Raw genomic sequence first — 23,642 nt, 5'->3', positions numbered from 1 at the left:
GAAAGCCTCACTCTTTATCTGCTGGTGATGAAGAAGAGACAGAGGCCAACTTGTGACCTTCAAAGCGTTTTGTCTGCAGGTCTGATTCTGCATTTTCTTGAGACTTTTCGGCTTTTGAGCGCCCGAACTTCCGGCGGTTTTCCGCAGCGGACTGGGCTTTGCTGTCTCTGGCCTTTTGTTTGCGGGCCTGACGCAGGTTAACAACGGTCGCGCTCATACAATCACCCATTACATGACGTTGATGAGCCGACCGCTCTTATCTTGATCGGACGGATCAGCTCTTCTTGCGGAAAGCATCCAGAGAAACAACCTGCGCACTTCCGTTATCATCCTTGGAAGTCTCGTCAGAGTCGGTTTTCTCTTTCTCTTCCTCAGAGTCTGAAGCTGTCTCTTCTGTTTCGGAAGCTGCTGCGTTAGCTTCTTCTTTTTCGTCCTGTTCGACAGCCGATTCCAGACGCGCATGGAACTCTTCTACAGAGTCCAGATCACGTTCTGCAATGCGGAATTCTGCAGGCAGTTCTTCACCGGTCTTGCCAGGCTCAAACTCAAGAGCAAACTGGACAGACGGGTCGAAGAAACCCTTGATTGCAGAGAACGGAACATACAAATGCTCCGGAACACCACCAAAGGACAAACCAACCTCGAAAGCGTGCTCAGTGATCTGCAGGTCCCAGAACTGGTGCTGCAGCACGATCGTCATTTCTTTCGGGTAACGTTCCCTTAAGCGGTTTGAAATCTTGACGCCAGGGGCCGTGGTTTCAAAGGCAATGTAAAAATGGTGCTCTCCGGGAAGTCCTGCCCGGTTGACCTCAACCAATATCTTTCGGACTGCGTTTCTCAACGCGTCCTGAATGATGATGTCATAGCGGATTAAATCTTCAGCCATGTCCGGCACCGCTCATCCTTTGCGTTCTTATTCGGCCTAACTATAGCGTAGAGGCGACAAAAAGGCCTGTCTTTTATTTCTATACCTTGAATAGGCATAGAATAAGGAAAGAGCCTTTTAACACTAAAGTGGAGGCTTCTGTTGCCAGGTGCCTCCGAACCCCGCCTGAAGGTGCTAACCAACGGGACTTAGTGGACTACCGGAACTGCATTACGCAGCTACAGCGTTGTCCATAGCGTAGTTGTCATTTGCAACTATCATTTTGGTCCGATAACGGTGGTACCATGCCGAGCAAAAACAAAGCCTTTACGCCCTCGTCGATCCTGTTTCGCCCCCCCGAAGACCGCTGGAGTACAACGGGCTTTGGTGGAGGCGCCGGGTACCGCCCCCGGGTCCGAATGGTTTATTGCGCTCGCAATTTATTGCCGTAGCCAGCGAACTGGCAGGGGGAATATAGGTGCACGCACTGGCAAATGGAAGGGCAAAAGCTATCGGTTACTGTCGCAGGGCTAAGAGAACCTGTTGACAAAGCGGCATATTCACAGGCCAATTTGAACAAGTGGTGGTGTTGAAGATTTGTAAATGACGCTTTTGCTGGGATTTGACTAAGGCGGAAGCACTCAAGCTATTTTCCCGGTCTTTTTATCGACGGAAGCTTGGGGTAAGACCCCGTATGCAAGATGGCACAGAGGCGATTTTCGGTAGATTGGCTATACTGTGCGCGACTCGAATCGCAAAACAGGAGATGATCCTTCGTGCAGCAATATCTAGAGCTGATGCGCCGTATCATGGATGAAGGTGTGGTCAAGGAAGATCGCACTGGGACAGGCACCAAGTCTGTATTTGGTCATCAGATGCGGTTTGATCTGTCCAAGGGCTTTCCGGTTGTTACGACCAAGAAATTACACCTGAGATCTATCATTTATGAGCTGCTCTGGTTTTTGGCGGGTGATACCAACATCAAGTACCTTAAAGACAATAAGGTGCGCATTTGGGATGAGTGGGCAGATGAGAATGGCGACCTGGGGCCTGTTTATGGTTACCAGTGGCGCTCCTGGCCTAAGCCTGATGGTAGTTCTATCGACCAGATTGCCAATGTGGTGCAGCAGATCAAAACAAACCCGGATAGCCGCCGGTTGATTGTTTCTGCCTGGAACCCCGCGCTTGTTGACGACATGGCGCTGCCGCCTTGTCATTCGCTGTTCCAGTTTTACGTGGCAAACGGCAAGCTCTCCTGCCAACTCTATCAACGCTCGGCAGATGTGTTCCTGGGTGTTCCGTTCAACATCGCTTCTTATGCATTGCTGACATTGATGATTGCGCAGGTTTGCGATCTGGAAGCTGGTGATTTTGTTCATACGCTTGGTGATGCGCATCTTTACTCAAATCATATGGAGCAGGCTGAGCTTCAGTTTTCCAGAGAGCTGCGGGCCTTGCCTGTTATGCGTATCAATCCAGAAGTGAAGGATATCTTCGGGTTCTGCTACGAGGACTTTGCTTTGGAAGGTTATGACCCGCATCCACACATCAAAGGTGTTGTTGCGGTCTAGTTGTCTTTGGTTTTTTAAAAGGAGTTCCCATGCGAACCCTTATTTGCGTTCCGGCGCGTATTGGATCAACTCGTTTCCCGCGCAAGCCGCTGCACCCAATCAGTGGCCGCAGCTTGCTGGAGCGTGTTGTGCAGGTTGCTCGTGTTGCTGCGAAACAAACTGGTTCTGACTATGTGGTCGCAGTGGACCATGAAGAGGTTGCCGAGCATTGCCGACATATTGGTGCGCCCTTTGTGATGACTGATCCGGAGCATCCATCGGGTACGGATCGGGCGCTTGCTGCTTCCAGAGTGCATGGCACGCATCCCGAGTTCGTTTTGAACCTGCAGGGTGATGCGCCGTTTACACCGCCTGAGCATGTTTCTGCGTTGATCCAGGCTGCTGCAATGCGCCCTGATGCGGACGTGTTTACGCCTGTTATCCGGTTGGACTGGAATGGGTTGGACGAGCTCCGTGAGCACAAGAAGGCTCATCCGTTCTCCGGCACAACTTGTGTGCGCAGGGATGATGGAACGGCCCTGTGGTTCTCCAAGAACATTCTTCCGGCTATTCGCAAAGAAGACAAACTGCGGGAGACCGACAAGCTTTCTCCCGTCTTCCGCCATATCGGGCTTTACGGCTACCGCGTTGATGCTCTTGAGCGTTTCAATGAGCTTGGGCTTGGGTATTACGAGCAGATGGAAGGGCTTGAGCAGCTTCGTTTTCTGGAAAACGGTATGGTTGTTCATGCGGAAGAAGTGCAGCCGCCTAAACTTTCCATGTCTGGTGTGGACACGCCAAGCGATGCGGAGCTTGCTGCACAATTGATTGCTAAATTTGGTGACCCGTTTGATCATCTGGAGACTGGCCTTTGACGCGCGTTTATATTCTCAGACACGGCAACACTTTTGATAAGGGCGATGTTGTCACTCGTGTTGGTGGCCGCACAGACTTGCCTCTCAGTGTTTCTGGTCTGGGGCAGGCTGAGAAGCTCTCTGAGCACTTTGCCGATCTGGGTGTGAGCTTCGATATGGCGTTTTGCTCTCCGCTGCAGAGAACCAAGCAAACAGCGCAGATTGCACTGAAAACGCAGGCTGAAGAGGTTGATCTGAAGGTTCTGCCGTTTTTGGTGGAGATCGATTACGGCCCGGATGAAAATAGACCTGAAGAAGAGGTTCTGGCCCGGATTGGTGATGATGCTCTTCGTGCATGGGAAGAAGAAGGTGTACCGCCGAATGGCTGGCACATTGACCCGCACGCTGTGATTGGACGCTGGCAGGAGTTCTTTGCATCTGCTCCCAAGAAGTTCCCAGGCAAGACCCTTCTTGTAGTGACCAGTAACGGGATTGCACGTTTTGCATTGAAAGCATTGGCTGATCAAGGTGCTGGTGCTGATTTGAAACTGAAGACAGCGGCCTATGGTGTGTTCGATGTTACAGACGAAGGCCAGCCGTTAATGCTTAGTTGGAATGTGAGGCCGTAGGTTCTTTCCTGCTGCCTGAACTGGTTTAGATGGGAGCTTGATGCTCTCATCAACTGAGTACGACTTGTCTCTTGCCGATTGAGGATAGGATGAAGCAAATTTCGATGATCTCAGCCGTGGCTGAAAATGGTGTGATTGGCGCAAACAATGACATGCCATGGTCTGTTTCTACCGATCTGAAGTTCTTTCGCAAGACGACAACAGGTAAGCCCGTGATCATGGGGCGTCGGACCTTTGAGAGTATTTGCACGACGCTTGGCAAGCCTCTTCCAAACCGCAAAAATGTCGTCATCACGCGTGATCCGAACTACGCTTATGAAGGTGTTGAAGTGGTCAGCAGCCTTGGTGATGCGCTCACGCTTGCAAATGACATTGCTGAAAATGATGGTGTCGATGAGATTATGATTGTGGGTGGGGGGCAGATCTATAAAGAAGCGATGCCAAAGGCTTCCACTCTCTACATTACCCGTATTCATGCGCAGCCAGACGGTGACACGAAATTCCCGGACATCTATGAGGGAGAATGGGAGCTTGCTGAACGCACGCCGTTTGATCGTGGGGAAAAGGACTCTGCTGATTCCTCACTGGAAATTTATCGCCGCAAGCTTTGATACAGGCTGATTAGTTGTTGCGCGTTGAAGACTTTGTTGTGAGGTCTGCGCGCAAAGCAAGGCGGTGGGCTGTATGAGCATTGTGCGCGTTGTTGGTGCTTGGCAAACGGCCATGGAAACCTGAGCGGTCCATAATCAGCAGTGTGTTGGCCTCTACCTTTAAAGGCAGGAGAGGTGGCAGATCCAGCTCTTGCAGATCACTCAGCCCTGTGATGGGCTCATCGTCCTCTTCTTCCATCTCTGTATAATCAAGATGGCGCTGGTACTCCCAGAAAATACGCTGTTCTGTCATGCGATGTGAGCCGGGGATGTAAAACATTGCGCCGTCTTCTGGTGTGATTTTTTCCAGAAAAAGCAATGCAATTGCGCCGGGCGAGAATGCATCGTGCTCAATTTCAAAAGGTGGTGTGTTGCTGCCTTCCGTTTCAAAGCGGAAGGACGGCGTGCATTGTGCCATTGCCTCGATATGGTACGCAGGCTTGGCTTTTCTGCCTGCTGCGAACTGTAGCGGTGGCGGAATAAGCTCGTCTGTGATGGCAGATTGCAAAAAGGGTTGCCTGAGAAGGTGCGTATAGTTCAACGGCAGTGTGAAGCTTTGTGCGTTATGCCAGTTGGAGAGAAGCCGCTTATTCTGATCTCTCTGCCCGACAAAATAGTCAAAGGCTTCGAACTTGAGCCTGCGAAAGAACTCCCGCGGCAACACATCATGTTTGATCCAGATGCCATGGGTTTGCAAAGCCTGAGCGCAAGAGAGAGGCAGGGTTGAATACAGTTTCGCCTGCTTTTCAATCTTCTGGCTATGAAGATCGGTCAGATCGCTATGAAACCAATTGGGTATCGTTTCTTCGTCCCACTCCGATTGATAGGAGGACGAAGGCAGGAACCTGCGCTGCAAGCTGTTCATGAGGTGTTTTGGCTTTATTGCCCGCATCTGCATCCCCGCCGCTCTTCATTAACGAGAGGTTAAGGGGATTGGTGCTTTGGGTCTTTCCTTCTGTTTCTGCTTGTGAAATCTGCCTAAAGATTAGTTTCTGGCAGTAATTGACTTGCAATTTGAACGCTGACCACCAAGATAAATAAGGGTTTAAGGCTTGCTTTTCGGGAGTGAGCCGCGGAATTTTGAGGTGGAATGTCCCAGTTTCTTGAGCTTAAAGACTTCAACGAGTTCAGCGTTGAACAGCTCTATGCTTTGCTAAAGTTACGTTGCGATGTGTTTATTGTTGAACAGCAGTGCGCATATCCAGATATCGATGGGCTCGATCCTGTCAGTAAACACATTCTCGTGATGAATGATGCCGGGCATATTCTCGGGGCGCTGCGAATCCTCCTGAAACACGAAGATGGCGATGTGTTCAAGATTAGCCGTGTGTTGGTCTCAAAGGATGCGCGCGGGCAGGGCATTGCCGGTAAGTTGATGAATGCCGCACTTTCTTACTGCGCAGCGACCAATGATGATGCGCGCGTGGAGTTGCAGGCACAGGACTATCTGAAGGACTTTTATGGCGGACTTGGCTTCTACGCCACTTCGGAGACCTATCTGGACGATGGTATTCCGCATATTGATATGTGTTTAAGGGTGCCGCCTGAAAGCTGAGGGCTTGAAACTCTGCACGTTTCCGCTGTGTGTTGGCTTGGTTTACGTTTTGTTGAGCAAAACAGCAAGAATTTGCCTGATTGTGCCTCTAATTCTTACAGCTGAAATTTGCAGGTAGGCTCTTGTACGTCGGTTGAAACGTGCGAAAGAAGGCTTATCTTCTTCAATAATGTCCGGTTTCTGTGGGGTTTTGGTGTTTTTCCATAAAGTGCAGCCTTTTGGCGTATCTGCATTCGTTGAAAGGCGCTGGTAACTTGCCTATAACCCTAATCAAGTAATAGTTGGCTTAGTCTAACTCTCATCTATTTGTCGGTTTGTCCGGCAGCATACCTAGTAAAGGGATCTCTCTATGCCTTGGAGCAATCAAAGCGGAGGTGGCGGCAATAACGGCGGCCCTTGGGGGAACTCCGGCGGCAACAAGGGCGGTGGTGGCCCTTGGGGTGGCGGCGGTGGCCCACAGCGTGGCGGCGGAAACGGTGGCGGTGGTAATCCACCTGATTTTGAGGAAATCCTCAAACGGGGTCAGGATCAGCTGAAATCCGTTCTTCCTGGTGATGGAGGCGGCCTTGGTTTTAAAGGTGTTCTCTTCGCCATCCTAGTTGCTGTTTTGATTTGGATGGCCACGGGCCTTTATCGTGTTAATGAAGGTTATGTTGGCGTTCCTATGGTGTTTGGAAAGGTCGTAGGTCAGACTGGCCCAGGTCTGAATTACAACTGGCCTTATCCGATTGGTACTGTTGAAACTCCCAACGTACAAGGTGTTCGCGAGACCACCATTGGCTTGCAACAGTTCTCGGGTCGCAGCTCTGTTAACACTAGAGATGTACCGGAAGAAAGCCTGATGCTGACCGGTGACGAGAACATTGTTGATGTGGATTTCAAGGTTCAATGGGTCATCCAGAATACGCCAACAGGTGTTCAGGAGTTCCTCTTCAATATTCAGAACCCGGAGGGCACTGTGAAGGCTGTTGCTGAGAGCGCGATGCGCGAAGTGGTTGGCAGCTCTCAGATCGACGCCATTCTGACTGAAAGTCGTACACCGATCCAGGTTGCTGTGAAGGAGCTGATGCAGAAAACCTTAGACGGGTATAAAGCCGGTATCCAAATAAGTAACGTTCAGATGCAGAAGGTTGATCCGCCTGCGCAGGTTATTGAAGCGTTCCGCGATGTTCAGGCAGCTCGTGCTGACCAAGAACGCGTGCAGAACGAGGCGCAGGCGTATGCGAATAAGATTGTTCCTGAGGCTCGTGGTAGCGCAGCTCGCGTGTCTGAAAGAGCGCAGGGCTATCGGGACAAAACTGTTGCAGAAGCAAACGGTCAGGCTCAGCGTTTCACAAAGATCTATGAGGAGTATGCGAAGTCACCAGACGTTATTCGCCAACGCCTCTATCTTGAGACCATGGAAGAAGTCTTGAGTAAAAATTCGAAAATTATCATTGATGGCAACGGCCAGCAGAATGGTGTTGTGCCATACCTGCCGCTTGACCAGCTGAACAAGCGTGCTGGAGGTAACAACTAATGAAAAGTGGTCTTCTTGGCATTGTAATTGCTATTGTTGCACTGGTTTTGTACTGGTCCACATTTAGTCTGACGCCTGCTCAACAAGCACTTGTCTTGCAGTTTGGTGAGGTGCGTGGCATTCAAACGACTCCAGGCCTTAAGTTCAAGGCACCTTGGCAAAATGTTCTGGTTATCGACAAGCGTATTCTCGATCTGAATATGCCACCGATTGAACCGATCCTTGCAGACAAAAAGCGTCTGCTTGTTGATGCGTTTGCTCGCTATCGGATTTCTGATCCAGTACGTTTCTATCAATCCGTAAACAACATTCCGGCTGGTGCCTCTCGTTTGGCGACTTTCTTGGATTCTAGTTTGCGTGGTGTTCTTGGTAATGCAACTCTGGAGCAGGTCGTGCGAGATGATCGTTCCAATCTGATGGAGCAAATCAGAGTAGACGTTGATAAACGAGCAAAAGCGATTGGCATGGAAGTGATTGATGTAAAAATCCGCCGTGCAGATCTTCCAGAAGCAAACTCTCAAGCTGTTTTCCGCCGCATGCAGACAGAACGTCAACGTGAGGCAACGGAAATCCGTGCAGAGGGGGAGGAACAGTCTCGCCGTATCAAGTCACGTGCTGATCGTGATGCGACTGTGCTTGTCGCGGAAGCTGAGCGTGATGCAGAAATCATCCGTGGTGATGGTGACGCCGCTGCCAACCAGATCTTCGCAGAAGCCTATGGTAAAGATCCGAGTTTCTTTGAGTTCTATCGCTCTATGCAGGCCTATAGAACTGCTATGGAAAAAGGCGACACATCGCTTGTGCTGTCTCCTGACTCTGACTTCTTCCGCTTCTTCAACGATCCGGCAGGAACGCGGAGTGCTCCGGCGGTTGGTGCACCACAGTAATGAATGATTTTATTGTGGCTCTGGGACTTGTCCTCGTTGTTGAGGGAGTTGTTTATGCTCTAGCCCCAGGCCATTTGAAGGAATTCATGCGGAAAGCTCAGGAAATTCCTGATCAGTCTCTCCGTCTTGGTGGTGTTGCTGCGATGGGGCTGGGTGTGTTGATTGTATGGTTGGTGCGTTCCCTTAGTGGCTAGACGCAGATTTGCCAATGATACAACTGCGAGAATTCAGCCTGACGCAGTTAAGAAATAAATGTTAGTTTTGCCCGCGCTTTATTAACCAAGCGCGGGCATATTTGTTTTCAGTATGCGTTCTGGTGAAGTGTTTGTGTTCACCTGATAATCTGATAATCTGAGGAGATGGCTTATGGCCGGTGTTTTCCCTCGCCTTGAGCTTGGACGATCGATCAAGGCAATTGTTTTTGCGAGTGTACTTGGAGTTGCGGCGGTGACCGGCAGCTTCGATAGTGCTCGCGCAAGCGGCCCAGAATCTCTGGCAGACCTTGCTGAAGAGCTTGGTGATGCCGTGGTCAACATTTCGACCGCGCAAAGAGTGAAAGCCAAACGGTCTCTTCAGCTGCCAGATGTCCCTGAGGGATCTCCTTTTCAGGAATTTTTTGAAGAATTCTTCAACGGGCAAGAACCTGAAGGTGAAAGCCCGCAGCGTGTTCAATCGCTCGGTTCTGGCTTTGTTATTGACGGTGAAAAGGGCATCATTGTTACCAACAACCATGTGATTGAGGGTGCGGACGAGATTACCGTTAACTTCAATGATGGTACCAAACTGTCAGCACAGTTGCTTGGATCTGACGAGAAGACGGACCTTGCTGTTTTGAAGGTTGAGCCTCAGTCAACCTTGGACTCTGTGAAGTTCGGCAGTTCTGAAGTGCTGCGTGTTGGTGACTGGGTGATGGCGATCGGTAACCCGTTCGGCCTTGGTGGTACAGTTACAGCAGGTATCGTTTCTGCACGGAACCGCGATATCAACTCCGGTCCTTATGACAATTTTATTCAGACTGATGCTGCCATCAACCGAGGCAACTCGGGTGGACCACTGTTCAACATGGATGGTGAAGTTGTCGGGATCAATACTGTTATTTTCTCGCCTTCTGGTGGATCTATTGGCATTGGCTTTGCCATTCCGGCAGAGACTGCAACCCGTGTGATTGCGCAGCTACGTGAGTTTGGTGAAACCCGTCGCGGCTGGCTTGGTGTGCGTATTCAGCATGTCACTGAAGAGATCGCTGAGAGTCTCGGTATGGAAAGTGCGCGTGGTGCTTTGATTGCTGGTGTAACTGAGGGTGGACCTGCACAGGAAGCTGACATCATGCCAGGTGATGTTGTTCTGAGCTTTGATGGTCGGAGTGTCCCTGAAATGCGCGATCTGCCGCGCATGGTTGCTACGACAACGATTGGCAGTACTGTTCCGCTCATGGTTTTGCGCCGTGGTGAAGAAGTCGAGCTTGAGGTCACCCTCGGGCGTCTTGATGAGGTGGCTGAAATTGAGAAGGTTGAGGAAGAGCAGGAAAGTCCAAAGAGCAAAGCGGATGAAACCGTTGTGCTTGGATTGTCTCTGGCCAAAATCGATGAACCTTTGCGTGAACGTTTTGCCCTGTCAGACGAAATCGAAGGCGTTGTGATTACCCGCGTTGCTGAAGGCAGTTCTGCTGAAGACAAACGGGTTCGTGCTGGTGACGTGATCGTTGAGGTGGCTCAGGAGCCTGTTGCTGCGCCAAAAGACGTGGTTGATATGGTTGAAGCTCTTAAGGCTGATAAACGTCGCTCTGCGTTGCTGTTGCTTTCCAACGGTTCTGGGGAACTGCGGTTTGTTGCAGTTCGTATCGAAGACTAGTTCGTTTTGATCAGACATGAAAAAAGCCGCTTCCAGATTGGAGGCGGCTTTTTTATTTGAAGGCAAGGAAACTTAGGTCTTTGCAAATTCGTCGTGGCTGTAACCTTGAATGTAGAGCAGGGCTGTCAGGTCGCCGTAGTTGATCTTAGCGCGAGCTTCCGCAGCCACTTTCGGCTTTGCGTGGAAGGCAACGCCCAGACCAGCAGCGCAGATCATGGCCAGATCATTGGCGCCATCACCCACTGCAATGACGTCTTCCAATGCGATGCTCTTTTCCGTAGTGAGTTCGTTGAGGCGGTCTAGTTTCGCCTGTTTGCCAAGGATCGGTTCAGCAACTTCACCTGAGAGCTTGGATTTCGCTTCCAGAAGGATGTTGGCCTTGTTTTCATCGAAGCCGATGATCTCGGCAATCTTCTGCGTGAACGAGGTGAAACCACCGGATACCAGTGCGGCATATCCGCCATTGGCTTTCATGGTCTGCACGAGTTCTCGTCCGCCAGGTGTCAACGTAATGCGATTTTCGATGGTCTTGCCGATGACTTCGGTGCCCAGGCCTTTAAGCAGGGCAACACGCTGTCGCAGAGCTGGTTCAAACTCAATTTCGCCGCGCATGGCGCTCTCGGTGATCTCGGAGATTTTCTCTTTCAAACCCAGTTCCGCTGCAAGCTCATCAATGCACTCCTGCTGGATCATGGTGGAATCCATATCTGCGATCAGGAGTTTCTTTCTGCGGCCATTCTGGGGTTGAATGAAAACATCAACTGGTGCATTTGCAAGGTTTGTGCGAATAGAGCTTTCGAGTTCTTCAGGTTCTGCGTGACCCTCAATCGTCAGGTCTACAGCGATGTGAGGGTTGAGAACCTTAACCTGAGGTGCAGCGGGAAGAAGGGCACTGACCTTCTCAACGATATCCTCAGTGACAGCAGGTTTGGCTGGATTGGAAATGAGCGTGACAACAAACGACATAAGCAGCTCTCGGACTGGGCAAGTGAATGGCGCTGGTAAAAGGCCTGTTGCGGTGTTGATAGCCGGACCGACGGCCAGCGGCAAGACAGCTCTTTCCATTCAACTGGCAAAAGAGCTGAATGCGTGGGTTGTTAATGCAGATTCCATGCAAATCTATTCTGATCTGCACATTTTGAGCGCGCGTCCAAGCGTGGAAGAAGAATCGCAGGCACCGCACTACTTGTTCGGCCATGTGCCCAGTGACCAACCTTACAGCGTAATGAACTGGCTGACGGAGTTTGAAGAACTGTTGTCGGATGCCCGACAATCAGGTCGCCCGCTGGTTGTTGTTGGTGGGACTGGTCTTTACTTCAGGTCCGCGCTGGAGGGACTATCCCTGATGCCCGACATTCCTGAGGATGTGCGGCAGCATTGGAGGGTGTTCTCACAGGATGCAGCTGCAGGGGCGCTTCATAACGCTCTGGGAGAGCGGGATCAGATTATGGCTGACCGTTTGCATCCATCAGACACGCAGCGCATTGTACGCGCTCTGGAGGTTATTGAGGGGACGGGTAAGTCTCTATCAGTCTGGCAGAATGAGCGTAGCACTCCTTTGCTGAGTACCGATGAATCTGTGAGAGTGGTGTTGTCGCCAGATCGCAAAGTCCTGCATGATCGGATTCATCGCCGGTTTGATTTGATGGTGGAGCAGGGAGCGGTTGAGGAAGCGTGCGCGCTTTGGGCCAAGGGCCTTGATCCAAACCTGCAAGTGATGAAGGCGATTGGCGTGAAGCAGCTTGCAGAAGCGGTTCAGGGGCTCACCAGCATGGACTGGGCAGTTGAGAAAGCTAAGACTGAGACGCGCCGCTATGCAAAGCGACAATCCACGTTCTTCAGGGGACAACTTTCGACCTGGCAGAATATTGACCCGCTCAAGACAAGCGAAATTGAAGCCTTTGTTGAAACTGTGAAGACTGCGTTCTCCCACGGATTTTAATGCTGGCTTTTATTGATTGGCGAAAATCCCTGTTAAAATTGGCAGATAGATAGTTTTACTGATGAATTTCTGAGTGACATCTTTCTACGGTTTCTTTAAAGAGAGGCGCACGTTTGGCAGAGGCCGCCAAACAAGTCATACTATTTTCCGAGAAATTTAATTTGCGGCGGAGCTGAGGCTCCTTAGAGCTCTGGTCGGTGTGAGTATACTCCACCGACCAGTACTAATTTTAAGTGATTGTGATGAGTTGTATAAGACTAGGTTTACCTTAAGTCATTGTGCGGCTCGCATAATTGGCGTTATCCGGCAAATCTGTGGTATCTAAAGATCGTAATTTTGCCTTATTAAATGTTATCTGCATACTTTCTTCGAGAAAATCCTACTGAATTTCAAAGGATTGCATGAAGAAGGACTTCTGACGCTTTTTAGACATAATGAAGTGCCATCAAGCATTCGCCTTTGAATTTTGACGGTATTTAAAAGCATATTGCATGCATTAAGGCGGTTGTAATCTGAGGGAGGACTCTCCAGATGTGACCTGAGGCTGTTGGTCTTACGTGGCTGGTTTTTCTGGCTGGCTGGCGTGTGATTATAATGGAGGAATCAAGCGTGACACTCCCAATCCTGGAAACTAAACGGCTGCGGGCACGACCTTTTACCTCTGATGATCTGGCAGATCTTGTAAGCCTTCATAGCAATCCAGAGGTCAATCGTTACTTACAGCCCACTAATGTGGCCTGGGATGTTTCGATCGTGAAAAAACGGTTGGCAAGCTTTATTGAGACTCAGGAACTGATGGGTTTCAGTCAATGGCATCTGTCGACGCATGAGGGTGAGTTCGTTGGCCGTGCTGGTTTCTCTCTTTATGAGAAAACCGCCGAAGTCGAGATGGACTACACTTTGTTAGAGCACTTCTGGAACAAACGCTTCGGCAGTGAGATTGCGCAGGCGCTGGTGGAGTGGTTCTTCGAGAACACCTATTACTCTCACCTTTTGGCCTTTGCCCATCCAGAAAATCATGCTTCCAAGAAAGTCATGAAGCGTGCAGGCTTTGAGTTTCGTGAGACGCGTCTGGTTGATGGTTTGCCATGCGAATTTTATCAGGTGCTTAGCCCAAGCTGTCAGAAGCTTGCTGTTCCAGCCTGAACTAGCACAAAAAAAGCGCGGGGCTTTCGACCCGCGCTCTTTCCATGAAAATTGAATGACTTAAACGGTGATCGCGTCTTCCACGTTGACCTGACGCTGACGGCGGATTGTCAGTTTGTTCAGTGCAGAGACGTAGGCGCGGGCAGAGGCGACCAGAGTATCTGTGTCAGCACCTTTACCGGTTGCGATCTTGCCGTTGTCTTCCAGACGAACGGAAACTTCAGCTTGAGCATCGGTGCCTTCTGTCACTGCATGTACCTGATAGAGGGACATGTTTGCGTCATGCGGCCAAATTGCCTTGATCGCGTTGAAGGTGGCATCAACCGGGCCGTCGCCTGTAGCTTCACGAGTTTCGTGCTTGCCGTTGACGTCCATGGTCAGGATGGCTTTCTGAGGTCCACCAGTACCAGCAATCACTGTCAGAGCGATAACCTTGACGTTCTCGCTTTCAATTGTGATCTGGTCTTCCACCAGCGCTTCAATGTCTTCGTCGTAAACGTTTTTCTTGCGATCTGCCAAGTCCTTAAAGCGGCGGAAGGCTTCCTGCAAAGCGTTGTCGCCCAACTCATAACCCAGCTCAGATAGCTTGTCTTTGAACGCATGACGACCAGAGTGTTTGCCCATAACCAAAGAGGTTGCACGAACTCCAACATCTTCCGGACGCATGATTTCGTAGGTTTCTGCATGCTTTAACATGCCGTCCTGGTGAATACCACTTTCGTGGGCAAATGCGTTTTTGCCGACGATTGCCTTGTTGTACTGGACGGGGAAGGAGGATACTGCAGAGACCAGCTTAGATGCGCGGGTCAGATAGGCTGGATCTATGGTGCATTCATATGGAAGTACGTCGCCTCGTGTACGCAGGGCCATGACGATTTCTTCCAGCGCGGCGTTGCCAGCGCGCTCGCCCAGACCGTTGATGGTACATTCGATCTGACGTGCACCGCCTGCGACACCAGCCAGAGAGTTTGCTGCGGCTAAGCCCAAGTCGTTGTGACAATGCGCTGAGAATATTGCCTTATCAGAGTTCGGAACATTCACGATGACCTGCTCGAACATGGCTTGATATTCAGCTGGCGTTGCGTAGCCAACGGTATCCGGCAGGTTGATGGTTGTTGCACCAGCGTTGATGGCGGCTTCAACACAGCGGCTCAGGTACTCGATGGAGGTTCGGGTGGCGTCCATTGCGGACCACTCGATGTCATCGATCAGGTTGCGTGCCTGTTTCACCGTTTTGGTGATGATCTCCAGAACCTGCTCTTCTGTTTTGTTCATCTGGAATTGCAGATGAATTGGAGAGGTGGAGACGAATGTATGGATACGGCCTTGATTTGCCTGCTTAATTGCTTCGCCAGCGCGGTCAATATCCGCCGGGATTGCACGGGCCAGGCCTGCGATTACGGAGTTTTTTGAGCGTTTGGCGATTTCGCTGACCGCTTCAAAGTCACCCTGAGAGGCAATTGGAAAGCCTGCTTCAATGATGTTGACGCCCATTGTATCAAGTAATTCAGCGACTTGCAGCTTTTCTTCCAAGGTCATGGACGCGCCGGGAGATTGTTCTCCGTCGCGCAGAGTGGTGTCGAAAATAACTACTTGGTCTTTAGCGGATGCGGTCATTGGTAATGCCTTCAACTTTGCCCCGACACCTTGCGTGTCCTGAATAGCGCCTGGGGATTTTTCTTCATTCTCAGATATTTAAGAGTGATCCCCTAAGTGCCCGCCCAGATACGGGGCCGCCGACGCCTAGGGGCATCTAAGTAGAAGGAGCGCGCGTAGGAAGAGGCCGCCATGCTGGCGCATGGTGCTGTTTTCATTCAGATTGTCGCGGTTCGCGATCATTATCTGTCAGCTGCCTTTTCGTCGCTATGGCTTGAAATCAAAGTTTTCCAACTACTTACGTGTCGGAAACTTGTTTGAAGTTACAAGCCAAATCTTCTTGTAGCGTTACCGAGTAAGTCTCGTTTTTGCCTAATCTGTAATTTTCCTAGCGGATATGCGGATTAAACGCAAGAATTTTACTCAAAACAGGGCTCTGATTACTCAAAAGTATATGCAGCTCACGCTGAGATAATCTCAATTGGCTCACAAAGCAGTCCCAATATGCGGGAGAAGTGGAGGAGGCGGAGTGCTCTCCTCCGGTGTTATCGATCAGAGGTGCAGTTCGCCGCGAGCGAGGATAACTGCCTGTCCGCCAATGCGGTGAGCGTGAATGGCGCCAGACCGCATCTCCATTTCCAGTGAGATGGACGAGGGGCGGCCCATCTTGAAGCCTTGCTCAATGAGGTACTTGTGTGTGCCGTCCAGTGGCTGGTCGAATTCTGCGATGGACCCGGCAAAGGCTGCGACTGCTGACCCTGTTGCTGCATCTTCTCGTGGCAAGCCGTTTTCCAGATAGACCATGCGCGCGTGGAATGCGCTGTCTACATGGATGGTCTGGCGGCAGTACGCAAAGGCATTGTTGTGGTCGATGGTGCCGAATGCCTCTTCCCAGTATTTATGAACTGGCTGGATGCGGTTGATCGCGTCCATATCTGCGACTGGAACAAACGCAAATGGCAAACCGGCTTCCCAAGCTTTGGGCTTGTGGTTTTCGAATGTGATTTCATTTGGTTCCAAAGACAGTGCTGCAGCAATCACATCTTTTTCGCCAAGCCTCTGAGCTGGCTTTGGTAGTCTTGGAACATCAAACTCGGCAGAGGTGGCCTTGTCTTTTTGCAAGGCAACTGCACAGCGTACTAGTCCGACTTTTTCCTCTAGCAGCACCAATGCATCCATATCGTTATCTGGTGCGCCGAAGCGGTTTTCTGCCATCAAAACGGCGGTTCCCACGGTTGGGTGGCCTGCAAATGGCAGTTCCATGGACGGGGTGAAGATGCGGATGGAAGCGTTATGAGCGATATTGTCTGGTGGCAGAACAAAGACGGTTTCGGAGAGGTTAAATTCGCAGGCGATCTGCTGCATCTGAGCGTCTGACAATCCCTTTGCATCCAGCACAACTGCAAGTGGATTACCTGCCAGCGCTTTATCAGTGAAAACGTCTAGCAGGGCATAAGGTCTGGCCATTTTAAAAGTCCAATTATCTCAGTTTGGTGTTGAGCTTGTGGTTTTGCATCACAGGCTCAACTTGCGAAAAAGGGTTGCTTGAGCGCCACTCAAGATTGTTTTGGCGCCAAATACAAGTCTGCAAATGAAGATAGCTCGTTAATTTAACAGGTGTGCGGTGAGCGCCAAGGCATATGGGGGGACGCTGTAGTCCTTAAGATCCTCACGGGATTTTACGATAACTGCTTCTTCTAACTCAGGTTTTTTCTGGTTTGCGTTGAAATGTGCAATTTTTGAAAGGATTTCGTCTGAGGTGAGTTGCAATGTTAAAATACGCGCGATTGCGAGGCGTGGCCCATCTTCGATTGCGAAGACGTCCCCCAACTCTCCCTGATCCAATGTGAGGCCTGTTTCTTCTTCCAGCTCGCGAGCGATGGAGCTGAAGATATCCACCTTCCCAGCGGGCGTGATATCGTTGAGATCAAGATTGCCGCCGGGTGGATAGACCTGACCTGCTGTTGCGGTGTTTCCCGCCATTTTACCAAATACGAGATGGCCCTGGCTGGAACGGAGGACTGCGCAGCCAAACAGGTTTTTGGCGCTTCTGTCAGGAAAGCCCCAGTCGCGCCATGCGAGGAACTCGGAGTAGTTGATTTCTACCAGATCACCGGAAAATTGCTTCTGGTCCAAGGAGTATTGGTACAATGACAGAACCTTACCATCCCAAAGATCCGGGTTATCGGAAATCAATGTCTGCCAGTTTTCCTTGATAGCCTCACTGTTATTGGTGGCGAAATCCCAGCAATCGGAGGTGTTAAGGTTCAAACTGACATCTGCGATCTCATGGATTTGCGGGGTGAGATCTTTTTGCATGTGCTCGATCGGGCCAGCACCTTTGAAGGCACTCGGTCTGTTGCTTGTGCTGCGATAACCGTGGTGCTGATAAAAGGGAGCTGCGTTTGCATCTGATTCAAGGCGCATGCGCGTGCATTGCATGCGTTTGGCTGCTTCTTCAGCCCCTTCCAACAACCAGGCTCCGTGGCCTTTGCCGTGTGCTTCGGGCAACACAAACAGACAATCCAGCAGGGCGGTCTCTGCATTTTCCCTGGTGATGCGTGCAAAACCAAGTGGTCGTTCGTGGTCGGTGATGACAAGGATTGGATCTGCCTCGATCATTTCCGGGGTGATTTTCCAATGGTCCCGAAACTCCTGCATGTCCTGCGGATCGTATCCCCAGTGACCTTTAGCAGCGTGCATAATATCTGTAAGGGCAATGGCTTGGCTTTTTGCGGCGAGCCGCATCTGGCAATGCATTCTTCTTAATTCTCCAAATTCAACCAGCACCGTTTGTGCTTAAGCCCGAGGAAGTTGAGGCCAAAGATTTGCCAGTCTTCTTTTCGGTCTAGTTGAAACAACCAGCCAATAGTGGCCCAAAAGAGGAAATGGTTTCAAGTGACCAATGTGATTTGAAGGATATCCAACCCGAAAAGATTAACGATTAACTATTTGCATGAGGTTCGTAGGCTGACAAGAGCTTTCCGGGCAAGCATGACGTGTTTGCCCTTTCGCATGGCGCTCTTTCTGACCCGTGACAATCACAGTTGAGAAGGTACTCATGCGCATTTTTTTGCCACTCCTTTGCTTGCTTGCGGTTGCCAATGGCCTGCCCGCTCATGCCGTGAGTTGGCAAGCAAGTGGGAGTGAAAAGGAACTCCTGCTGACCAAGGGTGTTGGCGGGCTGACGCTTCTTCATAACCGGGCAGGGAAGATCCACCGTTCCACACGGGCGGAGATATCCAAGAGTGCGGTGATAACCTCCCTGAACGCAGAAGCGCTTGCTGGTAATGCTGAGGCCGTCTTCGGGCTGGCCGTGGCGCATGAGATGGGGCACGGCGTGCCGCGGGATCTGCCCGTTGCCATGGAGCTTTATGAAAAAGCTGGTGAGATGGGGCTTGCGGCTGCTTACAACAATCTGGGTGAAATCTACCGGCAGGGCAAGCATGGTGCGCCTGATGCGGAGAAAGCACGTGAGCTTTACCAGATTGCCGCAGACTGGGGAGATGCCTGGGCGCAGAACAATCTTGGCCTTCTCTATCTGCATGGCATCGGTGTGGCGCGGAATCCGAAGCTGGCCTTTTATTGGGTGAAAGGCGCTGCCATGGCCGGGTTGATGCAGGGCATTGAAAACCTTGCTGGCCTGTATCGTGATGGCGTTGGCGTTGAGCGGGATACCTCGCGCTCTCGTGTGCTTTATCGCAAAGCTATTTCTCTGGGCTCTATAGATGCGCATGTGCCTCTTGGTGAGCTGCTGGAGAATGGAGATGGCGGCGAGGCGGACCTTGCTGCTGCAATCCGGCATTACCGTGTTGCGGCTGGTGAGGGACATTTGCTGGGCAACCATTATCTTGGCACGCTTTATGAAGACGGGGTCGGGGTTAAACGAGATCTTGAACTGGCTTTCTTTCATTATGAGCGGGCGGCACGGCGCGGATTGGCGCGATCGCAGTTTGCACTGGGGCGGTTTTATCTGCTTGGGCAGGGAACGGAACCAAACCTGGAAAAGGCGATCCGGCTTTACAAAGCGGCGGCTAAACAGGGCAATGCACAGGCTTTGAATGATCTGGGTGTGCTTTATGAGAACGGGCGCGGTGTCCCACAGTCCTATGAGTTGGCGCTGGAGTTTTATACGGCGTCCTCAGCCCGCTTTCCGTTTGCTTTGACCAATGCCGGGCTGCTTTACCTGAACGGACGCGGTGTGCGGCAGGATGTGGACTTGGCGAAAAAGCTGTTTCAGCAGGCCTCTGAAAGAGGAGAGCCTGTGGGAGACGTGTTGCTGGGCAAAGTCTATTTGCAGGGCTTCAATGAAGAGCCGAACCCAGGTGAGGCGGCACGGATGTTTCTGCTTGCCGCGTCCAAAGGCGTGCCGGAAGCGTTTTATCTGCTTGGATACTGTCATGAAAGCGGGCGATGTCTGGGCCGCAATCTTGTGAAGGCTCGGGACTTTTACAAGATGGCTGCTGATCAAGGATATCGTGAAGCCGAGAGGGCACTGCGCCAGCTTGAATGGCGCTTGAGAACCCAGAGCAACAATTAGAGCATGTTGCGCTCATATGCATTCACGCACCAAGCTCTAACTCTTTAATTTTGCGCGTATTCTTATCCGAAAACCGGAACCACTTTTCGGGAACACGCTCTAGATACAAAAAGAGCCGGTGTTGAACCGGCTCTTTCAGGCATAAATGCAAGCCTGCTATTTGCTTGGTGTACTCTGGTTGGCCTTGTCCAGCGGCACGGGGCGCACGATGTTGAACCAGAAATCAAAGCTGTCCAGCATTGCCAGCAGATCGGTCAGTTTGGAGGCTTCTCCATCCACTGTGATCATGCCGGATTTGATGGCCTCATCAAAGGTTTCCATGCCCAGCATGATGTTGTCGAGTGTGCTTCTGTCCAGTGTCACCGTGACGTCTGCATTCTCCAGCTGGTATCCTTCAATATGGCTGAGCGCTGCGTTTTGCAGTTCCATTGCATATTTCTGATCTGTATCCGGGAAGATCCAGTTCAGCTTGATTTGCTGATCGCCCGCCTTTGTGTTGTTCAAACGCATGGCCGCGTAATCAAAGAGCAGATCCACATCCATAGAGCGAATGATATCCGGGCTGGCTGTATCAACGGCAGGCAGTTCCTGAATGCCGGACCGAAGTTCTTTAGCGCCGGAGAGGTAGAAGTTGCGCCATGGACCGGATTCTGCCTGATAGCCGAGCTGTTCTAACGCGTCTGCCTGTAATTGCGCGGCATCTTCATTGTCTGGCTCTGCGAAGACCAGATGGTTGAGCACTTCTGCCACCCAGCGGTAATCACCCTTGTCAAAGGACTCCTGCGCTTTTTGGAGCAAGATCACCGAACCGCCCATGAACTCGACGTATTTGGGGCCAGACAGGCGTTCTGGATACTCATGCAGTGTGGCGGGGTTGCCGTTGAACCAGCCCAGATACCTCACGTAAGTGGATTTTACGTTGTGATTGAACGAGCCGTAGTATCCGCGGGTACTCCAGTCGTTTTGTAATGTTTCCGGCACTTCCAACATCTCGGCAATCTCAGTCATGCGGAAGCCATGGTTGGCCAGTCGCAATGGCTGATCGTTGATGTAGCGGTACAGATCGCGCTGGTTGCGCAGGTGTTTCACGATGGTGTCATTGCCAGACAGATGCCAGTGGTGCGGAGCGAAGAGGACTTCAACGTCCTTACCGTACTTGTAGATGGCCTCGTTGATGTACTTGGACCAGCCCAGTGGATCTCTGAGTTTCGCACCACGCAATGAGTATGTGTTGTGCATTGTGTGGGTGGCATCTTCTGCGGTGCAGAGAGCATTGAACTCCTGAATGTAGAAGAAGAACTCTGAGGGAGCCTCTGAATCCTGAGCCATCCAGAAATCGAAGGTGAGGCCATCGATCTTATGGGTTTCGCCGTTGTCCCTGATGATATCGGTTGGCGGAATGAGTGTGACCGTGCCGCTTGATGTGGTTGGGCCGAGGCCCGCGCCGACCTGTCCCTCCGGAGAGTGCGGTAGCAGGTTGCCGTACATGTAAGAGGCGCGTCTGCTCATGGCGTTGCCGGCCATTACATTTTCTGAGACGGCATGTTCCATGAAGCCTTCGGGGGCGTAGATTTTGACTTTGCCGCTGGCGACATCGGCTTCATCCACCACGCCGCGGACACCGCCGAAGTGGTCTACATGGCTGTGGGTGTAGATGATGGCTTTGACCGGCTTCTTGCCGCGCTGGGCATAATAGAGCTCCAGAGCGTAGCGGGCGGTTTCCTCGGAGATTAGCGGATCTACGATGATGATGCCTTCATCGCCTTCAATGAAGGTGATGTTGGAGAGGTCTGCCGCGCGCACCTGAAAGATACGTTCTGACACCTGGAAGAAGCCGCTCAGTAAAATGAGCTGGGACTGACGCCAGAGGCTTGGGTTGACCGTTTCAGGGGCAATGGAGCCTTGCATGATGAAGTCAAACTTGGAGAGATCGTAGACGATATCGCCCTTGGCGTTTTTGACCACGCCGCCGTCTGGTAGTGGAGCGAGATAACCTGCCTGCGCATCCTTGAAGTCTTGCTCGTCGGAGAAATGCAGTTGCTTCAAGATGTTTTCATAAAGATCTCCGGTGAAGCGTGTCGCCGGTTTGGTGATGGTCTCTGCGGTGGTCGCGGTGAGCGAGAGAGACCATGCGATGCTTACGGTGGCAGTTGCGCACAAGATTTGGCGGGCAAGGGATTTCTTGGTTTTATTGAGCGTCATTCCCGACCTCCAGAGTAGAGTTGCCCTTCTCCTTATAGGTGTGCGGTTAAAGCCTCAGCTCAACCACTGTTTGAAATGAAGTTTTTGGTTGCTGAAGGCCTAATTTTGCGAGGAAGTCTGGTCCTGGTCCTGGTCCTGGTCCTGGTCCTGGTCCTGGTCCTGGTCCTGGTCCTGGTCCTGGAGCTCAGTGTTGTTGGTAAGCCGCCTTGTTGTGTCGTTCCATCATGCGGTCGGGCGCGCCAAGTGGGGTGAAACCGAATTGTTTGTAGAGGTCGTGCGCATCTGCTGTTGCCAGCAGGACACGGCGGAGGCCTTGCAGTTCGTGGTGGGCGTCGATTGCTTGCATGAGCTGTTTGGAGAGGCCTTTGCCTCGATGAGCGGGAGTGACAAAGACATCACCCAGATAAGCAAAGGTGGCTTTGTCTGTGATGACGCGGGCGAACGCAACTTGCTCTCCATTTGCCAGATACAGCCCGAAGCACAGTGAGTTTTCTATGGATCTGTCAAAGACATCCCGCGGCAAGCCTTTGCTCCAATAAGAAACTTCCGAGAGGAACTGATAGATCTTGTCGCGCTGAAGTTTGTCTTTGTCGGTTGAGATTTCGATTTCCAGAATTTGGGTCATTTTCAATTGCTTACGTCTGTCGTTCAGGAGGTTTGGAGACTGGTTTCAGGCTTTGGAGCCCGGACGAACATCAAAATTGCGGCGGAGAGCAGCGTGAGCAGAGCGGAAAACTGGATGGTGTTTCCGAAACTGGTGATGCTTGCCACTGTGCCGGTCATCATGTTGCCAACCAACGCTCCAGCAAAAATGGCGTTTGTGTAGGACGCAGTGGCGATCCCCGGTCGATGGGGTGCGTATGCCTGAATGAATGTGAGGCCAAGCCCGACGTTGATGCCGTAGTACAGACCTTCCAGTGCGCAGAGCAGGTAGATTTGTGACGGCTCTGTTACGCGTACAATCAGTAGGAAGAAGAGTGTTCCAAGCAGAGCCGAGAACAGCATAGCGTTCTTCTGACCCAGCTTTTGAGCAGGTTTAACGACAACAAAGATGACTAAGACTTCGACGAAGCATTTGACTGAGAAGGCGAGGCCCGGTGTTGCTGTTGGGAAGCCCATCTCCTCAATGAAGAAGACAGGACCTGCGGATACAAAGATGACATTGGCCGAGGTGAGCGCGAATATGGGCAGGCAGGCGAGGATGAGGGCGAACGGAACTGGCTCAATCCTGCCATTCTCGCTGGTCTTGATCGGATGGTGGGTGGTGAAGCTTTTGGGAACGATCCATATGCCCATTGCCACCCAGCAGATGCTGATGACGCCGGCTGTCGGGAAAATGGAGCTGACGCCGAACATGCCGTAGAGTGTGAAGGCCAGTGGTGTGCCGACCATCCAGCCCAACGACATAGCGATGCGCAGGTGTGAGTTGAACTTGGCGGGTTCGCGATTGGTTTGTTCTGCGAACAGGCGGCCAAAAGAGAACATGGTGGAGAGCACGCCACCTGAGACACCCATGAGCGGCACACCCATCAGCAACATCCAGTAGGCTGGTACCGTTGATTGAAGGCCCATGTTGAGCATGTAAAGCGTGGAGCAGAATATCAAGATAGGTTTCAGCCGTGCTCCGGCATCAATACGTGCGCCGAAATAGCGGTTTGAAAACAAAGTGATGGCGGTTGAACCAACGATGTAGACCGCGAGTTTCCATGCTGGCTCGCCTAGCTCTGTGACAACATAAGAGCTGTAGAGCGGGATGAGGCAAGCAATCGCCAAAGAGCCAATGAGCATGTAGGCGTGAATCAGTATTGGGAAACGATCCAGCATTGCCAGAGCCGCAGGAATAGAGCGCATGGGGA

General features: G+C 51.5%; 22 protein-coding genes and 1 other RNA gene. 12 read left to right on the top strand and 11 right to left on the bottom strand.

From position 1 onward, the window contains the following. Window positions 1-7: 7 nt before the first annotated feature. The 3 genes from PsAD37_RS23640 to ssrA form a co-directional block, all read right to left on the bottom strand. Window positions 8-217, bottom strand: coding sequence for a DUF4169 family protein (locus PsAD37_RS23640; RefSeq protein WP_063298296.1), 210 nt, complete (start codon window positions 215-217; stop codon window positions 8-10). Between the two features lie 57 nt (window positions 218-274). Beyond that, the gene (locus PsAD37_RS23635) at window positions 275-886 is read right to left on the bottom strand and encodes an SspB family protein (RefSeq protein WP_063298175.1); all 612 of its coding nucleotides are present in this window, start codon (window positions 884-886) and stop codon (window positions 275-277) included. Between the two features lie 127 nt (window positions 887-1,013). Beyond that, window positions 1,014-1,369, bottom strand: a transfer-messenger RNA (tmRNA) gene (ssrA, locus tag PsAD37_RS23630). Between the two features lie 272 nt (window positions 1,370-1,641). On the opposite strand from ssrA, the gene PsAD37_RS23625 reads away from it, so the two are divergent. The 4 genes from PsAD37_RS23625 to PsAD37_RS23610 all read left to right on the top strand — a co-directional run bounded on the left by PsAD37_RS23625 (window position 1,642) and on the right by PsAD37_RS23610 (window position 4,509). Further along, the gene (locus PsAD37_RS23625; RefSeq protein WP_063298174.1) at window positions 1,642-2,436 is read left to right on the top strand and encodes a thymidylate synthase; all 795 of its coding nucleotides are present in this window, start codon (window positions 1,642-1,644) and stop codon (window positions 2,434-2,436) included. A 29-nt stretch (window positions 2,437-2,465) separates the two neighbouring features. Continuing rightward, window positions 2,466-3,290: a 3-deoxy-manno-octulosonate cytidylyltransferase gene (locus PsAD37_RS23620; protein ID WP_063298173.1), complete on the top strand. Its 825-nt coding sequence runs from the start codon at window positions 2,466-2,468 to the stop codon at window positions 3,288-3,290. Further along, complete coding sequence (locus PsAD37_RS23615; protein WP_063298172.1) at window positions 3,287-3,898, top strand: histidine phosphatase family protein; 612 nt, start codon at window positions 3,287-3,289, stop codon at window positions 3,896-3,898. Before PsAD37_RS23620 ends, PsAD37_RS23615 begins: the two co-directional genes overlap by 4 nt. Before the next feature lie 89 nt (window positions 3,899-3,987). After that, window positions 3,988-4,509 (top strand): dihydrofolate reductase, encoded by a 522-nt coding sequence (locus PsAD37_RS23610; protein ID WP_057465752.1) that lies wholly within the window; start codon window positions 3,988-3,990, stop codon window positions 4,507-4,509. A gap of 10 nt (window positions 4,510-4,519) precedes the next feature. Here PsAD37_RS23610 and PsAD37_RS23605 read toward each other — a convergent pair whose 3' ends face one another. Beyond that, a complete protein-coding gene (locus PsAD37_RS23605) occupies window positions 4,520-5,440 on the bottom strand; it encodes a phytanoyl-CoA dioxygenase family protein (RefSeq protein ID WP_208992048.1) in 921 nt (306 codons plus the stop codon). Window positions 5,441-5,638: 198 nt separating this feature from the next. On the opposite strand from PsAD37_RS23605, the gene PsAD37_RS23600 reads away from it, so the two are divergent. From PsAD37_RS23600 to PsAD37_RS23580, 5 genes are all read left to right on the top strand, one after another. Further along, complete coding sequence (locus PsAD37_RS23600; RefSeq protein ID WP_063298170.1) at window positions 5,639-6,103, top strand: GNAT family N-acetyltransferase; 465 nt, start codon at window positions 5,639-5,641, stop codon at window positions 6,101-6,103. A 349-nt stretch (window positions 6,104-6,452) separates the two neighbouring features. Next, window positions 6,453-7,622, top strand: coding sequence for an FtsH protease activity modulator HflK (hflK, locus tag PsAD37_RS23595; RefSeq protein ID WP_063298169.1), 1,170 nt, complete (start codon window positions 6,453-6,455; stop codon window positions 7,620-7,622). Beyond that, window positions 7,622-8,509: a protease modulator HflC gene (hflC, locus tag PsAD37_RS23590; RefSeq protein ID WP_063298168.1), complete on the top strand. Its 888-nt coding sequence runs from the start codon at window positions 7,622-7,624 to the stop codon at window positions 8,507-8,509. Before hflK ends, hflC begins: the two co-directional genes overlap by 1 nt. Next, on the top strand, window positions 8,509-8,703 hold the full coding sequence (locus tag PsAD37_RS23585) for a DUF2065 domain-containing protein (RefSeq protein WP_057465757.1): 195 nt from the start codon (window positions 8,509-8,511) through the stop codon (window positions 8,701-8,703). The genes hflC and PsAD37_RS23585 overlap by 1 nt, the downstream gene beginning before the upstream one ends. Window positions 8,704-8,875: 172 nt before the next feature. Further along, the gene (locus PsAD37_RS23580; protein WP_063298167.1) at window positions 8,876-10,360 is read left to right on the top strand and encodes a Do family serine endopeptidase; all 1,485 of its coding nucleotides are present in this window, start codon (window positions 8,876-8,878) and stop codon (window positions 10,358-10,360) included. A 72-nt stretch (window positions 10,361-10,432) separates the two neighbouring features. Here PsAD37_RS23580 and serB read toward each other — a convergent pair whose 3' ends face one another. Further along, complete coding sequence (gene serB, locus PsAD37_RS23575; RefSeq protein ID WP_063298166.1) at window positions 10,433-11,326, bottom strand: phosphoserine phosphatase SerB; 894 nt, start codon at window positions 11,324-11,326, stop codon at window positions 10,433-10,435. Here serB and miaA point away from each other — a divergent pair. Then, window positions 11,310-12,302, top strand: a complete 993-nt coding sequence (gene miaA, locus PsAD37_RS23570; protein ID WP_342633598.1) for a tRNA (adenosine(37)-N6)-dimethylallyltransferase MiaA — start codon at window positions 11,310-11,312, stop codon at window positions 12,300-12,302. The two genes, serB and miaA, sit on opposite strands and share 17 nt — an antisense overlap. Window positions 12,303-12,911: 609 nt before the next feature. Then, a complete protein-coding gene (locus PsAD37_RS23565; protein WP_208980682.1) occupies window positions 12,912-13,448 on the top strand; it encodes a GNAT family N-acetyltransferase in 537 nt (178 codons plus the stop codon). 60 nt (window positions 13,449-13,508) lie between these two features. On the opposite strand, the gene PsAD37_RS23560 is transcribed toward PsAD37_RS23565, so the two are convergent. From PsAD37_RS23560 to PsAD37_RS23550, 3 genes are all read right to left on the bottom strand, one after another. After that, complete coding sequence (locus PsAD37_RS23560; RefSeq protein WP_063298164.1) at window positions 13,509-15,065, bottom strand: 2-isopropylmalate synthase; 1,557 nt, start codon at window positions 15,063-15,065, stop codon at window positions 13,509-13,511. Window positions 15,066-15,596: 531 nt separating this feature from the next. Beyond that, window positions 15,597-16,511 carry a PhzF family phenazine biosynthesis protein gene (locus PsAD37_RS23555; protein WP_063298163.1) on the bottom strand — a complete coding sequence of 305 codons (915 nt, stop codon included), beginning with the start codon at window positions 16,509-16,511 and terminating at the stop codon, window positions 15,597-15,599. A gap of 138 nt (window positions 16,512-16,649) precedes the next feature. Continuing rightward, window positions 16,650-17,792: a GNAT family N-acetyltransferase gene (locus tag PsAD37_RS23550; RefSeq protein ID WP_063298294.1), complete on the bottom strand. Its 1,143-nt coding sequence runs from the start codon at window positions 17,790-17,792 to the stop codon at window positions 16,650-16,652. A gap of 313 nt (window positions 17,793-18,105) precedes the next feature. Here PsAD37_RS23550 and PsAD37_RS23545 point away from each other — a divergent pair, with 313 nt between their 5' ends. Further along, the gene (locus PsAD37_RS23545) at window positions 18,106-19,584 is read left to right on the top strand and encodes a tetratricopeptide repeat protein (protein WP_063298162.1); all 1,479 of its coding nucleotides are present in this window, start codon (window positions 18,106-18,108) and stop codon (window positions 19,582-19,584) included. A 156-nt stretch (window positions 19,585-19,740) separates the two neighbouring features. Here the strand turns inward: PsAD37_RS23545 and PsAD37_RS23540 are convergent, their stop codons facing one another. The 3 genes from PsAD37_RS23540 to PsAD37_RS23530 form a co-directional block, all read right to left on the bottom strand. Further along, entirely contained in the window at window positions 19,741-21,786 is a 2,046-nt protein-coding gene (locus PsAD37_RS23540; RefSeq protein ID WP_063298161.1) for an alkyl/aryl-sulfatase, read from the bottom strand. A gap of 184 nt (window positions 21,787-21,970) precedes the next feature. Next, a complete protein-coding gene (locus PsAD37_RS23535; protein WP_063298160.1) occupies window positions 21,971-22,411 on the bottom strand; it encodes a GNAT family N-acetyltransferase in 441 nt (146 codons plus the stop codon). 23 nt (window positions 22,412-22,434) lie between these two features. Further along, window positions 22,435-23,637: an MFS transporter gene (locus PsAD37_RS23530; protein WP_063298159.1), complete on the bottom strand. Its 1,203-nt coding sequence runs from the start codon at window positions 23,635-23,637 to the stop codon at window positions 22,435-22,437. Between the last annotated feature and the right edge of the window lie 5 nt (window positions 23,638-23,642).

This window comes from Pseudovibrio sp. Ad37 (assembly GCF_001623075.1).
Taxonomy (GTDB): domain Bacteria; phylum Pseudomonadota; class Alphaproteobacteria; order Rhizobiales; family Stappiaceae; genus Pseudovibrio.
The sequence above is the reverse complement of the archived record's forward strand: the minus strand, read 5'-3'. Positions and strand labels throughout refer to the sequence as shown.

Excerpts from the sequence above, each read along its gene's own strand:
- PsAD37_RS23640 (WP_063298296.1), bottom strand. The coding sequence starts at position 217 with ATGAGCGCGACCGTTGTTAACCTGCGTCAGGCCCGCAAACAAAAGGCC.
- PsAD37_RS23635 (WP_063298175.1), bottom strand. The coding sequence starts at position 886 with ATGGCTGAAGATTTAATCCGCTATGACATCATCATTCAGGACGCGTTG.
- PsAD37_RS23620 (WP_063298173.1), top strand. The coding sequence starts at position 2,466 with ATGCGAACCCTTATTTGCGTTCCGGCGCGTATTGGATCAACTCGTTTC.
- PsAD37_RS23610 (WP_057465752.1), top strand. The coding sequence starts at position 3,988 with ATGAAGCAAATTTCGATGATCTCAGCCGTGGCTGAAAATGGTGTGATT.
- PsAD37_RS23605 (WP_208992048.1), bottom strand. The coding sequence starts at position 5,440 with ATGCGGGCAATAAAGCCAAAACACCTCATGAACAGCTTGCAGCGCAGG.
- PsAD37_RS23600 (WP_063298170.1), top strand. The coding sequence starts at position 5,639 with ATGTCCCAGTTTCTTGAGCTTAAAGACTTCAACGAGTTCAGCGTTGAA.
- hflK (WP_063298169.1), top strand. The coding sequence starts at position 6,453 with ATGCCTTGGAGCAATCAAAGCGGAGGTGGCGGCAATAACGGCGGCCCT.
- hflC (WP_063298168.1), top strand. The coding sequence starts at position 7,622 with ATGAAAAGTGGTCTTCTTGGCATTGTAATTGCTATTGTTGCACTGGTT.
- PsAD37_RS23585 (WP_057465757.1), top strand. The coding sequence starts at position 8,509 with ATGAATGATTTTATTGTGGCTCTGGGACTTGTCCTCGTTGTTGAGGGA.
- PsAD37_RS23580 (WP_063298167.1), top strand. The coding sequence starts at position 8,876 with ATGGCCGGTGTTTTCCCTCGCCTTGAGCTTGGACGATCGATCAAGGCA.
- serB (WP_063298166.1), bottom strand. The coding sequence starts at position 11,326 with ATGTCGTTTGTTGTCACGCTCATTTCCAATCCAGCCAAACCTGCTGTC.
- PsAD37_RS23560 (WP_063298164.1), bottom strand. The coding sequence starts at position 15,065 with ATGACCGCATCCGCTAAAGACCAAGTAGTTATTTTCGACACCACTCTG.
- PsAD37_RS23555 (WP_063298163.1), bottom strand. The coding sequence starts at position 16,511 with ATGGCCAGACCTTATGCCCTGCTAGACGTTTTCACTGATAAAGCGCTG.
- PsAD37_RS23550 (WP_063298294.1), bottom strand. The coding sequence starts at position 17,792 with ATGCGGCTCGCCGCAAAAAGCCAAGCCATTGCCCTTACAGATATTATG.
- PsAD37_RS23545 (WP_063298162.1), top strand. The coding sequence starts at position 18,106 with ATGCGCATTTTTTTGCCACTCCTTTGCTTGCTTGCGGTTGCCAATGGC.
- PsAD37_RS23540 (WP_063298161.1), bottom strand. The coding sequence starts at position 21,786 with ATGACGCTCAATAAAACCAAGAAATCCCTTGCCCGCCAAATCTTGTGC.
- PsAD37_RS23535 (WP_063298160.1), bottom strand. The coding sequence starts at position 22,411 with ATGACCCAAATTCTGGAAATCGAAATCTCAACCGACAAAGACAAACTT.
- PsAD37_RS23530 (WP_063298159.1), bottom strand. The coding sequence starts at position 23,637 with ATGCGCTCTATTCCTGCGGCTCTGGCAATGCTGGATCGTTTCCCAATA.